At 71.9% G+C, this 14,460-nt stretch carries 12 protein-coding genes; 4 read left to right on the plus strand and 8 right to left on the minus strand.

Translation table 11 applies throughout. From position 1 onward, the window contains the following. Positions 1–89: 89 nt before the first annotated feature. From ACIPJI_RS09795 to ACIPJI_RS09805, 3 genes are read left to right on the plus strand one after another with little or no spacing between them, the layout of a single operon-like run. On the plus strand, positions 90–2,843 hold the full coding sequence (locus ACIPJI_RS09795) for an ABC transporter substrate-binding protein (protein WP_402245401.1): 2,754 nt from the start codon (positions 90–92) through the stop codon (positions 2,841–2,843). Between the two features lie 48 nt (positions 2,844–2,891). Continuing rightward, complete coding sequence (locus ACIPJI_RS09800; RefSeq protein ID WP_159687353.1) at positions 2,892–3,101, plus strand: helix-turn-helix domain-containing protein; 210 nt, start codon at positions 2,892–2,894, stop codon at positions 3,099–3,101. Continuing rightward, positions 3,101–3,673, plus strand: a complete 573-nt coding sequence (locus tag ACIPJI_RS09805) for a Clp protease N-terminal domain-containing protein (RefSeq protein ID WP_356621372.1) — start codon at positions 3,101–3,103, stop codon at positions 3,671–3,673. The genes ACIPJI_RS09800 and ACIPJI_RS09805 overlap by 1 nt, the downstream gene beginning before the upstream one ends. Positions 3,674–3,702: 29 nt before the next feature. Here the strand turns inward: ACIPJI_RS09805 and ACIPJI_RS09810 are convergent, their stop codons facing one another. Further along, a complete protein-coding gene (locus ACIPJI_RS09810; RefSeq protein ID WP_402245403.1) occupies positions 3,703–4,707 on the minus strand; it encodes a helix-turn-helix transcriptional regulator in 1,005 nt (334 codons plus the stop codon). 1 nt (position 4,708) lies between these two features. Continuing rightward, positions 4,709–5,578, minus strand: coding sequence for a DUF4097 family beta strand repeat-containing protein (locus ACIPJI_RS09815; RefSeq protein ID WP_402245404.1), 870 nt, complete (start codon positions 5,576–5,578; stop codon positions 4,709–4,711). Positions 5,579–5,739: 161 nt separating this feature from the next. Between ACIPJI_RS09815 and ACIPJI_RS09820 the strand changes: the two genes are divergently transcribed. Beyond that, positions 5,740–6,498, plus strand: a complete 759-nt coding sequence (locus ACIPJI_RS09820) for a hypothetical protein (protein ID WP_402245406.1) — start codon at positions 5,740–5,742, stop codon at positions 6,496–6,498. Positions 6,499–6,566: 68 nt separating this feature from the next. On the opposite strand, the gene ACIPJI_RS09825 is transcribed toward ACIPJI_RS09820, so the two are convergent. The 6 genes from ACIPJI_RS09825 to ACIPJI_RS09850 all read right to left on the minus strand — a co-directional run bounded on the left by ACIPJI_RS09825 (position 6,567) and on the right by ACIPJI_RS09850 (position 14,380). Next, positions 6,567–6,749 carry a DUF6104 family protein gene (locus ACIPJI_RS09825; RefSeq protein ID WP_005312030.1) on the minus strand — a complete coding sequence of 61 codons (183 nt, stop codon included), beginning with the start codon at positions 6,747–6,749 and terminating at the stop codon, positions 6,567–6,569. A 78-nt stretch (positions 6,750–6,827) separates the two neighbouring features. After that, positions 6,828–10,646 carry a multifunctional oxoglutarate decarboxylase/oxoglutarate dehydrogenase thiamine pyrophosphate-binding subunit/dihydrolipoyllysine-residue succinyltransferase subunit gene (locus ACIPJI_RS09830; protein WP_356621376.1) on the minus strand — a complete coding sequence of 1,273 codons (3,819 nt, stop codon included), beginning with the start codon at positions 10,644–10,646 and terminating at the stop codon, positions 6,828–6,830. 323 nt (positions 10,647–10,969) lie between these two features. Next, positions 10,970–12,076: an ATP-binding protein gene (locus ACIPJI_RS09835; protein WP_356621377.1), complete on the minus strand. Its 1,107-nt coding sequence runs from the start codon at positions 12,074–12,076 to the stop codon at positions 10,970–10,972. After that, complete coding sequence (locus ACIPJI_RS09840; protein WP_037776309.1) at positions 12,073–12,810, minus strand: response regulator transcription factor; 738 nt, start codon at positions 12,808–12,810, stop codon at positions 12,073–12,075. Before ACIPJI_RS09840 ends, ACIPJI_RS09835 begins: the two co-directional genes overlap by 4 nt. A gap of 103 nt (positions 12,811–12,913) precedes the next feature. After that, complete coding sequence (locus ACIPJI_RS09845; RefSeq protein ID WP_307708244.1) at positions 12,914–13,609, minus strand: spermidine synthase; 696 nt, start codon at positions 13,607–13,609, stop codon at positions 12,914–12,916. A gap of 129 nt (positions 13,610–13,738) precedes the next feature. Further along, positions 13,739–14,380, minus strand: a complete 642-nt coding sequence (locus tag ACIPJI_RS09850) for a GNAT family N-acetyltransferase (protein WP_402245409.1) — start codon at positions 14,378–14,380, stop codon at positions 13,739–13,741. Positions 14,381–14,460 lie beyond the last annotated feature (80 nt).

A 14,460-nucleotide genomic window follows, 5' to 3' on the forward strand; every position in this document is an offset into this window, starting at 1 on the left:
GGGGAGGGTCGCCGTGACGATTGCGGCCCTGTGATGCGGGGCACGAAAACTGACACCACGCGGTCGCGCGTGAAGGGGGAGGGACAAAAGTGTCAACGGGGGATCAGAGCCGGATTCCGGCGTACCCGGGCGTCGAACGCTTCGTCGACGCCTTCGACAAGCTCGTCGTCCAGCCGCGGCGAAGCCGCAGCCGGGTACCCGTGGTGCTCCTGAGCGAGCCGGGCGACGGGCAGGCCGGCCGGCGGATCGTCGCGGGGCTGCGCACCCGGTTACGCGGCCGGGAGGGGCGGCTCGCCCCGCACGCCTGCGTACCGGCGGCGCCGGCCGACCCGGCGGAGCCGCCGCTCGACCTGTTCGAGCAGATCGCCTTCCAGCTCGACGCCTCGATGCCGCCGGGCACCGGGCGGCTGCGGCTGCCCTCCTACCGGCTGCTGCGTGCCGTCGTCTGCGCGCCCGCCGCAGGCGGCCTGATGGAACGGCGTCCCGGGGAACTGCTGGACCACTGCTACGCCCAGCACCGAGAGGTCTCCGGGCTCGCCCGCGGCCTGTGGTGGCTGGGCGGCCGGGACCAGGCGAACGGCGGCACGCTGCTCGAGCTGCTGTGGAACTTCGTCGCCGGCCCGCTGTTCCAGCGACTGCCGCGAGCCCTCTACGGCCGCCGGGCCAACCGCCGGATGCTGGGCCGCGGCCGGTCCGGGGGCCGCCGGTGGTACGCGGAGTGGGTACGGCAACAGCAGGGCACCCCGCCCTCCGAGTTCTTCCGCTCCGCCCTCGACCTGGTGGGAGGCGGCCCGGAGGGCGACCCCGAGCAGCTCGACCGGATCCTGGTGCACGCGCTGCTCGCCGACCTGGAGGCCGCCGGGCGCAAACGGGCCTTCGACCCGTGGCGGCGGCGCCGGGTCAGCCGCTTCGTGCTCCTGGTGGAGGAGGCCGGACCGGCCGAGTCGCGCATCCAGCGCTTCCTGAGGGAACTGCGCTCGGCCATGGAGGACCTGAGGTGCACGTCCGTGGTGGCCGTGGCCGCCGGGGTGCGCACCCTCGCCAGCCGGATCCCCGACATCGAGGTCCCGGGGCTGTCCGCCGCCGGGGCGGACCTGGCCAACATCGCCCAGCGCGGCACCCCGCCCGGCCGCCCCTCGGGCATGGTGGTCCCCGTCGAGGAGGGCCCGGAGGACGACCAGGCCGCCACGTACTGGCTGGGCCGCTGGCCCACGCTCGCCCCGCCCACGCACCGCTGGGGGCCGGGCGCGGAGGTGGCCGGCGCGCTGGGTGCCGGAGTGCTCGCCCTCGCGGTCGCCGCCGGGCTGCTCGTCGGTGTGCCGTTCACGAACGTCGGGCCCGACCCGTGTCTCGGCTCCACCTTCCTCGGCACGGACGGGCAGTGCGTCGGTGTCGCGGAGGGTGCCGCGTCGTTCGGCACGGGCGACAGCGAGCGGGCCGTACGGGACGTGCTGCAGCGCATAGAGCAGCAGAACGAGCAGGTGGAGCAGGAGCTCTCCGGCCGGGACGCCGACGATACGCGCCCGCGCTCACGGACCGTCGTGTACTTCGGTTCGCTCAGCGGCGGCAAGGACGCGGAGGACCCGGTGCGCGGCGGCACGCTCGCCGAACTGCGGGGTCTCGCCCTCGCGCAGGCGTATGTGAACGCGCAGGCGCTGCGCACCGGTGAGCGGGTGCCGCTGCGGGTGCTCGCCGCGAACGCGGGCGACCGGTTCAAGGACGCACCGGCGGTGGCCCGGCGGATCGTCGACCTGGCGGAGAAGGACCGTTCGATCGTCGGGGTCGTCGGTTTCGGCCAGAGCCGCCGGCGCACGTACGAGGCGATGGTCATCCTCGACGAGGCGGGTCTGCCCATGGTCGGCACCTCCGGCACCGCCGACGAACTGCTCCGCCAGGGCGAGCACTACTACCAGACCGCGCCGACGGACACCCGGGCCGGCCAGGTGATGGCGTCCTTCGCCGAGCACGCCGCGATGGTGGACGGCAGGACCGCGCTGCGGGTGCGGCTGATCGCCGACCCCTCGGACGCGTACAGCGCGAGCCTGGCGACGGCGTTCCGGTCCGCGTACGGCGACGAGCGCACCGACATGCTGCTCTACACGCCGACGGACGCGCCCGAGCCCTCGCCGGTGCCGGGCGGCCCCGTGGGGCCCTCGGTCCAGGCCGTGGAGGATCTGGCGCGTGAGGTGTGCCGTGCGGTGGCGGCCGAGCCGCGCACGGCGGTGGTGTGGGCGGGGCGGGGCAGCCACTTCCAGCTGTTCCTCGGGGAGTTGGCGCGCGACTCGCGGGACTGCCCGGAGGTCAGTGTGCTCGGCGGTGACGACGTCACCAACGCGCTGACCGAGGAACGCCGTCCGTGGGAGGTCTTCGCCGGACTGACGCTGTACTACGTCTCGCACGGCAGGGCCCCTGCCCTGTCCGGAGCGAGCGGCGAGGCCGGTGCCTTCCTCTCGGCGTACGACCGCACCTACGCGGACGACCACGGCGCCCGCACCGGCGGGATGCGGCAGGACGCCCATGTGGCGCTCGCCTGGGACGCGATGCGGTATCTGGCGGAGGGCGTCGACCAGGCCTGGCGCGGGACGGGCGGCAACGACGAGCGCCTGGACCGCGGGCTGCTCCAGGCGGTGCTCTACCAGGGGCTCGGCGGCGGGGGCTTCGACGGGGCCACCGGGCGGATCGAGGCGCACGGGGCGGCCGGCGGCGGCCGGCTGACGGAGCAGAAGCTGACGGCGGTGGAGCAGGGCGGCGAGAAGGGGTCGCGGACGGTGCTGCTGTGCGGGACGGTGGCGCGCGGTGACGTGCGCGACGTCTGGGGGCCGGAGAAGCACCCCTGCCCCTGATGTCAACCACCGTTGACACTCTCTCCCTGTCAATGTAGGTTGACAGGCATGACCGAAGCAACAGAACTCGCCGAGCGCGCGGGCGACCGCGATCCGCGCGTCGGGCTGCGGGCGGTCGCCGCGCTGCGGCGGCTGCTGGAGCAGCTGGAAGCCGTACAGGTCAGAAGCGCCCGCAATCAGGGCTGGTCGTGGCAGGAGATCGCGGCGGAGCTGGGTGTCAGCCGCCAGGCGGTCCACAAGAAGCACGGGAGGCTGTGATGTTCGAACGCTTCACCAAGGACGCCCGTGCGGTGGTGATCGGCGCCACCGAGTGCGCGGAACGGGCCGATTCGTCCACGGTCACCGAGGAGCACCTGCTTCTGGCCCTGCTGGACCTCGGTGGCTCACGCACCGCCTTCGCGTTCACGGCCCTCGGCGTCATGGACCGGCGGGCCGCCCTCGAGGCGTCCCTGGCCGACGTGCGCCGGCGCGGCGGCATGACCAAGGCGGACGAGAAGGCCCTGGCCGCCCTGGGCATCGACGTCGGCGCGATCGTCGCCAGGGTCGAGGAGACCCACGGGGCCGGCGCGCTGGCCGGCGACCGCAAGGACCGGCGCTGGTGGTCGGGCCACCGCGCCTTCACCCGGGAGGCGAAGTCGACCCTGGAGAAGTCGCTGCGGATCGCCCTGGGCCGGCGGGACCGGACCATCGGCGCGGAGCACATCCTGCTGGCCCTCACCTCGGGCCGCGGCGTCGTCGCGGAGGTCCTCGCCGAACACGGGGTGACGTACGGCGCGCTGGAACGGGCGATGTTCGGCGGGGCGGACGGCGGCGCGGCGCGGGCCGGCTGACCCGGTCGCGCCCCGCCCCGGCCCGCCGGTCAGTCCTTGCCGCTGCGCAGCAGAGCGACGATGTGGGCCGCCGCTGTCGACAGATGGCGGCGGGCCTCGCCCAGTTGCTCCGCCGTCACACCGTGGTCCCGTGCCGCGTCCCGTACGTCGTCCCGGAAGCGGTCGAGCAGCCGCTCCAGGTCACGGGCGGGGTCGGCCGAGTCCTTCGGGTCCACGGTGTCCTTCGACCGGTCCGGGTCCGCCCCCGCGGGTTCCGGTTCGACGAACGGCGGCCAGGCCGTCCCCCGCGCCAGTCCGCCGAGCTGACCGGTCAGCTCCGAGAGGCCCTCGCGTATGCCGGTCGGCCAGTCACCGCGGGCGAAGTGGTCCTGGACCTGTTCCTGCACCTGCCGGGCGATGCGCTGCATCTCGGCGCGGGCGGTCTCCTGTGCCTCCTGCGCCTGCCGGCGCGCCCGCTGGGCGTCCTCGCGTGCCCGGCGCGACTCGTCCTTCGCGCGGCGCGCCTGCTCCTTCCACTCCTGCTTGGCGCGCTTCAGCTCCTCCTTCGCGGCCCGCCACGACTCGCTGTCCGCGAGGTCACCCAGATCGCCGAGGTTGCCGAAGTCGCCACGGCCCGGGCCCCATTCGCCCTTGCCGGGGCCGGTCTTGCGGGTCCGGGTCGCCGCCGCGCGCATCTCGCTGCGCAGCTTGCCCGCCGCGCCGCGGACGTCGTCGCGGATCTCGGCGGCCAGTTCGGAGACCGAGTCGCGGATCTCCAGTTCGAGGTCGGCCAGTTCGCCGCTGCGTCCGGCCAGTTCCGCCCGGCCGGCGTCGGTGATCGAGTAGACCTTGCGGCCGCCCTCGGTGGCGTGGGTGACGAGCCCCTCGGCCTCCAGCTTGGCCAGCCGCGGGTAGACGGTGCCGGCGCTCGGCGCGTACAGGCCCTGGAAGCGCTCCTCGAGCAGGCGGATGACCTCGTAGCCGTGGCGCGGCGCCTCGTCGAGCAGCTTCAGCAGATAGAGACGGAGCCGGCCGTGGGCGAAGACGGGGGGCATGTCAGAGCACCTTCCCACTCGGGGCGTCCGTGGGTGTTCCCTCGTAGGGATCTTCCTCCGCCGGAGGCCGGCGGAGCAGGGCGATGGAACCGGAGACGGTGGTCGCCTTGAGCGTCCCGGTGCCCGCGCCCAGGGTTCCGGTGATCCGCTTGGCGCCCCACTGACCGCTGACCCGCAGGGTGTCGAAGGCGTTGGAGATCGCGCCGCCTGCCGTGTTCGCGTCGACCCGGGCGTCCGCCGGGTGCGGCAGCCGGACCGCGATCTCGCCGGAGACCGTGGTCAGCCGGATGTCCGTGGGCTTCTCGCCCGGGTCGAGGTCGATGACCATGTCGCCGCTGACCGAGTCGGCCTTCACGCCGGCGCCCGCGCCGTCGATCACGGTCAGGTCGCCGGAGACCGAGTTGTAGCGCAGGTCGCCGGTGACCGACTGGGCCTCGAGGTTGCCGGTGACGGTGTCGGCGCGGACGGCACCCGCCAGCCCCACCAGGGTGGTGTCACCGCTGACGCCGCGCACCACCGTCGTGCCCCGCACGCCGGAGACGACCGCACCCGCGCCGACCACCCCGACCTCGACGGTCGTCGCTGCGGGCACCGCGATCGACACGACGGCGCTGCGGCGGTGGCCCTTGCGGTCGAGCCACTCGAGGAACCCCTTCCAGGGCAGGTCCTCGTAGGCGATGGTCAGGGTGGAACCGTTCCTGGTCACGACGAGGGGCGGGCCCTCGATCTCGGAGACCTCGAGGCGGGTGGAACTCTCGTCCGTGCCCACGACGTTGACCGTCCCGTTGACGATGCGCACATTGAGCGTCGTCAACGGATCGTCGAAGGTGAGCTTCTGGGGCTCGGCGACTTCCCACGTCGTCTCTGCCATGGTGCTGACCTCCCGGGGCCGGCCACGACGCAACATATCGCGTCTCGATGCCGACACGATATATCGCGGTGGGGTGGTGTCAAGCGCGAGCTCGGGCGGCCCAGGTCGGCGACGCGCCCCATTGGCGGCGATTACGGGGCAAACTGCCCTAGCGTGGGGGCATGAACGCGACACCAGTGGGAGCCCTGCTGCTCTGCCGTGCCGAACCCGCGGCCGTACGGCTCCCGGCCCACCTGCTGCGCGAACCGATGGTCCTCGCCCCCGCCGGGCAGGGTTGGAGCGTGCTCGTCTCCGAGGTCAGCCCTTGGCGGGAGGGCGGCGTGGCGGTGGACGCGGTGCTCGGCGGCTGGGCGGCCGCACTGTCGATCGGCACCGGCAGTCCCGTCCTGGCGCTCTGGTGGGACGGCGACGGGGCCGGGTTCACGATGGCCTCCGGCTTCCGCCGCCCGGTCGGATACGTCTGGCTCGCCGACGGCACCCCGGTCGGCGAGGACGAGGCGATGCGGACCTTCGCCGCACGGCTCGGGCTCGACCCGGTCCTCGACCTCCAGGCCCTGGAGCCGCTGACGGTCCCCGACCCGGAGTCCGACGCGAGGGCCAGACTGGTCGGCCTGACGGCCGTGCTCACCCGTCACGGCCTCGCCCTCCCCGCCGGCCTGGCGCCGGGCGCCCCGGCGGACACCCTCCGCACCGCCGCGCTCGCGGCGGCCGTCGAGGAGACCGACTCCGCCGGGGCGCCCGAGCCGGCGGCCCGGCCGCGCGCCTCCTGGCTCCGCGCGGCGGGCGCGGTCCAGCTGGCGGCGGGGCTGGCACTGGTGGCGCTCGGGGCGCGGCGGCGCAGCGGGGGATGGGCGGTGGCGGGGGCGGTGCTCATCGTGCACGGGCTGGTGCCGCCGGTACGGGAGCGGCTGCGGTCCTGACAGGCCGCGGGTCCCACGCCCCGGGCCGGGAACGGACGGCGCGGGGACGAGCCACGCGCGGCGGACCGCTACTCCTCGTCGTCCTCGTCGTCCAAGCGGGCCAGCCACGTGGCGAGGCGTTCGACGGGGACCTCGAAGTCCGGGTTGAGATCGACGAAGGTCCGAAGCTGCTCGGCGAGCCACTCGAAGGTGACCTCCTCCTCGCCGCGCCGCTTCTCCAGCTCCTCGATACCGCGATCGGTGAAGTACATGTGAACAGAATATGGCCCGGCCCCGCGAGGTGTTCGCGGGGCCGGGCCGGGCATTCGTCGAGGCAGCCGGGCTGCCGGCTACGCGTCGAAGACCTCGTTGACGAGCTGCTGCTGCTCCGCCTGGTGGCGCTTCGCCGAGCCCACCGCCGGGGACGAGCTGTGCGGGCGCGAGATGCGGCGCAGACGCTCGCCGTGCGGGATGTCCGCGCCGACGGCCAGGTCGAGGTGGTCGATCAGGTTGAGCGCGATGAACGGCCAGGCACCCTGGTTCGCCGGCTCCTCCTGCGTCCACAGGTACTTCTCGGCGTTCGGGTACTTGGCGATCTCGGCCTGGACCTCCGCACCCGGCAGCGGGTACAGACGCTCGAGGCGGATGATCGCCGTGTCCGTGACGCCGCGCTTCTGACGCTCGGCCTCCAGGTCGTAGTAGACCTTGCCGGCGCAGAAGACGACCTTGCGGACGGCGTTCGGGTCGACCGACTCGTCGCCGATCACCGGGCGGAAGCCGCCGGTGGTGAACTCCTCCACCTTGGACGCCGCGGCCTTCAGACGCAGCATCGACTTCGGGGTGAAGACGATCAGCGGCTTGTGGTGCGGGTTGTGGACCTGCCAGCGCAGCAGGTGGAAGTAGTTCGACGGCAGGGTCGGCATCGCGACCGTCATGTTGTCCTGCGCGCACATCTGCAGGAAGCGCTCGGGACGCGCGGAGCTGTGGTCCGGGCCCTGGCCCTCGTAGCCGTGCGGCAGGAGCAGCGTGACGCCGGAGTGCTGGCCCCACTTCTGCTCGGCGGAGGAGATGAACTCGTCGACGACGGTCTGCGCGCCGTTGACGAAGTCACCGAACTGGGCCTCCCACATGACCAGCGCGTCCGGGCGGGCCAGCGAGTAGCCGTACTCGAAGCCCATCGCCGCGTACTCGCTGAGCAGCGAGTCGTAGACGTTGTAGCGGGCCTGGTCCTCGGACAGGTAGAGCAGCGGGGTGTAGTCCTCGCCGGTCTCCTGGTCCACCAGCACCGCGTGGCGCTGGCCGAACGTGCCGCGGCGGGTGTCCTGGCCGGAGAGACGGACCGGGGTGCCCTCCATCAGCAGCGAGCCGATGGCGAGGGTCTCGCCCATGCCCCAGTCGATCGTGCCGTCCTCGACGGACGCCGCGCGGCGCTGCATCTGCGGCATGAGCCGCGGGTGCACGGTGATGTTGTCGGGGATGTTGACCTGGGACTCGGCGATCCGCTTGACGACCTCCTGGGAGACCGCCGTGCTGACCGCGACCGGGAACTCGGCCTCGACGTCCGGGACATGGGCCGGGGCCGGGTGGCTGGTGGCCTCGCGGACCTCCGCGAACACCTTCTCCAGCTGGCCCTGGAAGTCCTGGAGCGCCTGCTCGGCCTCTTCCAGCGTGATGTCGCCACGACCGATGAGCGACTCGGTGTAGAGCTTGCGCACCGAGCGCTTCTTGTCGATCAGGTTGTACATCTGCGGGTTGGTGAACTGGGGGTTGTCGCCCTCGTTGTGACCGCGGCGGCGGTAGCAGATGAGGTCGATCACGACGTCCTTGTTGAACGCCTGGCGGAACTCGAAGGCGAGCCGCGCGACGCGGACCACGGCCTCCGGGTCGTCGCCGTTCACGTGGAAGATCGGCGCCTCGATCATGCGGGCCACGTCGGTCGCGTACATCGACGAACGCGAGGACTCCGGGGCGGCGGTGAAGCCGACCTGGTTGTTGATGACGACGTGGACCGTGCCGCCGGTGCGGTAGCCGCGCAGCTGCGACATGTTGAGCGTCTCCGCGACGACGCCCTGGCCCGCGAAGGCCGCGTCACCGTGCAGGGCGATCGGCAGAACGGTGAAGTCCGTGCCGCCCTTGTTGATGACGTCCTGCTTGGCGCGGGCGACACCCTCGAGGACCGGGTCGACGGCCTCCAGGTGGGAGGGGTTGGCGACGAGCGAGACCTTGATCTGCTCGCCGTCGAGACCGGTGAAGGTGCCCTCGGCGCCCAGGTGGTACTTCACGTCGCCGGAGCCGTGCATCGACTTCGGGTCGAGGTTGCCCTCGAACTCGCGGAAGATCTGGGCGTACGACTTGCCGACGATGTTCGCCAGCACGTTCAGCCGGCCACGGTGGGCCATGCCGATGACGACCTCGTCGAGGCGCGACTCGGCCGCCGAGTCGATGACCGCGTCGAGCAGCGGGATGACGGACTCGCCGCCCTCGAGCGAGAAGCGCTTCTGGCCGACGTACTTGGTCTGCAGGAAGGTCTCGAAGGCCTCGGCGGCGTTCAGCCGGCGCAGGATGCGCAGCTGCTCCTCGCGCTCCGGCTTGGTGGCGGCGCGCTCGACCCGGTCCTGCAGCCACTTGCGCTGCTTCGGGTCCTGGATGTGCATGAACTCGATGCCGGTGGTGCGGCAGTACGACTCACGCAGCACGCCCAGGATGTCGCGCAGCTTCATCATCGACTTGCCGGCGAAGCCGCCGACGGCGAACTCGCGCTCCAGGTCCCACAGCGTGAGCCCGTGCTCGGTGATGTCGAGGTCGGGGTGCTTGCGCTGGCGGTACTCCAGCGGGTCGGTGTCGGCCATGACGTGGCCGCGGACCCGGTAGGAGTGGATCAGTTCGAAGACGCGGGCGGCCTTGGTGACGTCGTCGTCGTGCGAGGCGTCGATGTCCTTGAGCCAGCGGACCGGCTCGTAGGGGATGCGCAGCGACTCGAAGATCTCGTCGTAGAAACCTTCCTCGCCGAGGAGGAAGTTGGCGACGATCCGCAGGAACTCGCCCGACGCGGCGCCCTGGATGACGCGGTGGTCGTACGTCGAGGTGAGGGTCATCACCTTGGAGATGCCCAGCTTGTTCAGGGTGTCCTGCGAAGTGCCCTGGAACTCGGCCGGGTAGTCCATGGAACCGACGCCCATGATGACCGACTGCCCGGGCATCAGACGCGGCACGGAGTGGACGGTGCCGAGGCCGCCGGGGTTGGTCAGCGAGACGGTGACGCCGGTGAAGTCGTCCATCGTCAGCTTGTTGGTGCGGGCGCGCCGGACGATGTCCTCGTAGGCCTGCCAGAACTCGAAGAAGTTCAGCGTCTCGGCCTTCTTGATGCCCGCGACGACCAGCTGGCGGTCGCCGTTCGGCTTCACCAGGTCGATGGCCAGACCGAAGTTGACGTGGTCCGGCTTGACCAGGGTCGGCTTGCCGTCCTTCTCCGCGAAGGACCAGTTCATCGACGGCATGGCCTTGATGGCCTGCACCATCGCGTACCCGATGAGGTGCGTGAAGGAGATCTTCCCGCCACGGGCGCGCTTGAGGTGGTTGTTGATGACGATGCGGTTGTCGAAGAGCAGCTTCACCGGCACCGCGCGCACGGACGTGGCCGTGGGCAGCTCCAGCGAGGCGTTCATGTTCTTCGCGACCGCGGCGGCCGGGCCGCGCAGCGTCACGAACTCGGGACCGTCGGCCTGCGTGCCGTCGGCCTTCGCGGCCTGCGCCGGCTTGGCGGCGGGCTTCGCCGGGGCGGCCGCGGGGGCCGCCTTGGCGGGAGCGGGAGCCGGAGCCTGAGCGGCGGGGGCGGCCGGGGCCGGGGCGGCCGGCGCGGGCTGCGCCGGGGTCGCGGCCGGGGCCGGAGCGGCGGCGGCCGGGGCGGGTGCGGCCGCGGCACCCGCGGCTGCGTCGCTCTGAGTCTGCTTCGCGCCGGCGGCGGGAGTGTCCGCCGAGGCGGCCGCTCCCGGCTTGTAGTCGGCGAAGAAGTCCCACCAGGCACGGTCGACCGAATTCGGGTCCTGGAGGTACTGCTGGTAGATCTCGTCGACGAGCCACTCATTGGCACCGAAGGCGGCGGCAGGGTTCTGACCCTGCCCGGCTTGGTCGGTCGAGATGCTCGAGTTACTGGGGGACTGAGACGACACGGCGAGAACCGCCCTCTTCCGCTTCACAAGGTGATGGACAGCGGAAATAAAGGCTACGCCTCCCTGGCCGGGAGGTGCAGGCCGGGCCGGTCAACGTCGCGCAAGTCACACCGAACGGCGCGTTTCGGGGCTGTTAATGGCGGGAAACAAGCATGGTTCGGTCGCGTGGGGGTACGCCTGACGGCGGCTACGGGCCCCTGGCCCGCACCCCTGACGGAGGCCCGGCGACGTGCTGACCGGCTGCTTTCCGCAGCTGTGCACATCGCCTTCCCGTGTACCGAACACTTACACGGAGAATCTGCACTTCCGGTTCGAACCCTACGTCAAGGGCGTGCCGTCCTGAGGCCCGGAAGAGTGACCTGGATGCGGCAGCCGTGTGCGGATTCGGCCACCCCGATGCGGCCGCCGTGCAGATCGACCGCCCAGCGCGCGATCGCCAGCCCCAGGCCCGTACCGCCGTCGCTGCCCGGACCGTGCGGTGAGGGGACGCCGCCCCGGTTGAAACGCTCGAAGACCCGGTGCCGCTCCTGCTCGGGGATGCCCGGACCCTCGTCCAGCACCTCGAGGTCGAGCGACTCGGGGTGCGGGCCCCGCCGGGCCCGTACCGTCACCCGGCCGTGCGGCGGCGAGTGCTTCACGGCGTTGTCGATGAGGTTCGCCACCACCTGGTGCAGCCGCTCGGCGTCCGCGTGCGCGGTCAGGTCCGGCGGTGAGACGTCCAGGTGGAGATGGACGTCGGTGCGGGTGTGATGGCCGGAGCCGGAGGCCAGGTTGCGTCGTGAGGAGGCGAGATTGGCCTCCTTCAGCACCCCGGACAGATAGGGCCACACCTCGAAGCGCCGGGCCTTCAGCGGCAGCACGCCGTTGTCGAGCCGGGACAGGTCGAGCAGTGTCTCGACCAGACGGCCGAGGCGCTCCGTCTGCTTCAGCGCGGTGCGCATCGTCTCCGGGTCGGCGGCGGAGACCCCGTCGACGACGTTCTCCAGCACGGCGCGCAGCGCGGCGATGGGGGTGCGCAGCTCGTGCGAGACGTTGGCGACCAGTTCCTTGCGGTGCCGGTCCACGGCCTCGAGGTCGTCGGCCATGCGGTTGATCGTGGAGGCGAGGTCGCCGAGCTCGTCCCGGCGGTCGGCGCCGCGCACCCGGCGGGTGTAGTCGCCGTGGGATATGCCCTTGGCGACCGTGTTCATCTCGTCCAGCGGGGCGGTCAGGCCGTGCGCCACGAACTGCGTGATCAGCAGCGTCGCGATGATCGTGAAGACCGTGATGAAACGCACCTCGGTCTTGCTGTGGAACGCCATCAGCATCAGACCGGTGGTGATGAAGACCGAGACCACGACGAGCGTGCTGAGCTTCGTCTTGATCGATATCGTGATGGACGCGGTACTCAACCGCCTGCCCGGTCCACCGCCCGGCCGCCGCCGTTTCATGGCGCCGGCGTCTCCAGCGCGTATCCGACCCCGTGGACGGTGCGGATGCGCTCGGCACCGATCTTGCGGCGCAGCGCCTTGATGTGGCTGTCGACCGTGCGGGTCCCGGAGGCGTCCGCCCAGTCCCACACCTCGGCGAGCAGCTGCTCACGGGAGAGGACGGCGCGGGGTGTGTTCGCGAGGCACACCAGCAGGTCGAACTCGGTGGGCGTCAGATGGACGTCCTCCGCCCGGACCCGTACGCGGCGCTGAGCGTGGTCGATCTCCAGTTCGCCGAGGCGCAGGATGCCGCTGCGCGGCGTCACCGCGGCGAGCGCCGCCCGCTCCACGCGGCGCAGCAGGACGTGCACCCTGGCAGCGAGCTCCCGCATGGAGAACGGCTTGGTCATGTAGTCGTCGGCCCCGACGCCGAGCCCGACGAGCATGTCCGTCTCGTCGTCACGGGCCGTGAGCATCAACACCGGAACGGGTCGCTGTGCCTGCACCCGGCGGCAGACCTCCAGCCCGTCGAAGCCGGGCAGCATCACGTCGAGGACCATCAGGTCCGGTTGCCAGGCGTCCGCGGCATCGACGGCGGCAGGGCCGTCCAGTGCCGTCTGCACCAGGAAGCCCTCCGCCCGCAGCCGTGCGGCGATGGCGTCGACGATCGTGGCGTCGTCCTCGACCACCAGCACCCGGCGCTGGGCCCCGGGTGTGGCCGCGACGCCGTTTTGCGTGGTGTGTGTCTGCTCCATCGCCCCGCCCTTGTACGCGTTCTCTGCGAGCTGCATGTGGATCCGGTTCGAAGGTGGATCCCGTGTGTAGTCCAGCAGCGTAAAGGCAGCGACGGCGTCCCGGCTACGCAGGGCGAACGCCGAGGTGGACCACGTCCGGTACGCCCCGGGCAAGGCGGATCTCTTCGGTCCTTACCCCAGTGAACCCGGCATTCCGCAACGCGTCCTCAAAGCTGGTGGACGGCTTCGCGGACCATACGGCCAGCACCCCGCCGGGGTCCAACGCGCCTTTGCACGCGGCGAGTCCGGACGGCGAGTAGAGATCACCGTTGTCCTCGGTGACCGTCCAGTCGGGCCCGTTGTCGATGTCCAGGCACAGAGCGTCATAACGGTCCGTGGTCGAGCGGAGGTGTTCGACGAGATCCGTGTGGAGGATCACGCAGCGCGGGTCACCGAGGGCGTCGCCGGAGATCGCGGCGAGCGGACCGCTGCGGTGCCAGTCGATGACGGCCTCCTCCCGCTCCACGACGGCGATCCGCCGCCAGGACGGGTCGGCGGCGGCGTGGGCGAAGGAGAACCCGACCCCGAGGCCGCCGATGAGGACGCGGGGCGCCACGTTCCCGGTGCCGATCGCCCGGCGCGCGGCGTCGACCAGCAGCCGCTCCGACCTCCCGTCGGAGGTGTCCATCAGGAAGCAGCCGTTCGCGATGATCTCGTACACCGACTCTTCACCGGACCCCCGTCTGCGGAGCACGACCTCGCCACAGGATCCCTCCCGTCGGTCGAGGGTGACAGGGGCGTCTGCGGCAGGGAACGGCATGGCTCTCGACCTCCGGGCGGCTGTGCGGGACGACACGGATCGCGCCCCATCTTGGCCGGGCCCATGTGAAGGGGACAAACCGATCGGGCGGCCACGGGGACTGGCCCGCCCGCGTGGGCTGCGGGGCGCTCAGGCCGGCCGGTGGTACAGGCTGACCAGCGGTGCGTGGGTGTGCCAGCCAAGGGACTCGTAGAGCGCCCGGCCGTCCGGTGTGCCGCCCAGTACGCCGACGCGGGCTCCGTGGTCGAGGGCGGCGTTGTGGAGCGTGTGCATCACCAGCCGGCCGAGGCCCTTGCGGCGGTGCTCGGGGGCGGTCTCCACCTGGTCGACGACGGCCGTGCGCCCGGTGGGGGCGATCTGGGCGCGTGCCGCGAACGAACCGTCGGGTCCCACGACCAGGGCCCGCACGACACCGCCGCGCGTCCAGGTCCTCAGCGTGTAGCCGGCGGGCACGGTGGTCGGGGTCCGGCGCAGCTCGGTGGACATCAGCCAGCCGGGCTCGTCGACGGCCCACTCGGGGCCCGCCCATTCGAGGACGCGGTCGGGATCGGCGAAGACCTTCAGCCAGACCGTCGGCGCGGCCACCTCTGCGGCGACCTTGCGCACGGTGGCCTCGTCGTCCGCGGTGAGGACGTGGCGGGTGGCGTGCTTGACCTGGCCGACGTCCACCGTGAAGCCCCAGGGTCTGGGCACGGGGTCCGCGGCGCCGCGCGAGACGACCCAGCCGTGGACCCAGGCATGGACGATTTCCGCGGTCGACCGGAAGGGCATCCGGGAACTCCTCAAGCGAGTCGGTAATAGATGCTGTCCTGCGGTGGTCATTACATAATGCGGTGCCGGGCGATCGCGAG

It is taken from the genome of Streptomyces sp. NPDC086835 (genome assembly GCF_044745705.1).
Lineage (GTDB): Bacteria > Actinomycetota > Actinomycetes > Streptomycetales > Streptomycetaceae > Streptomyces.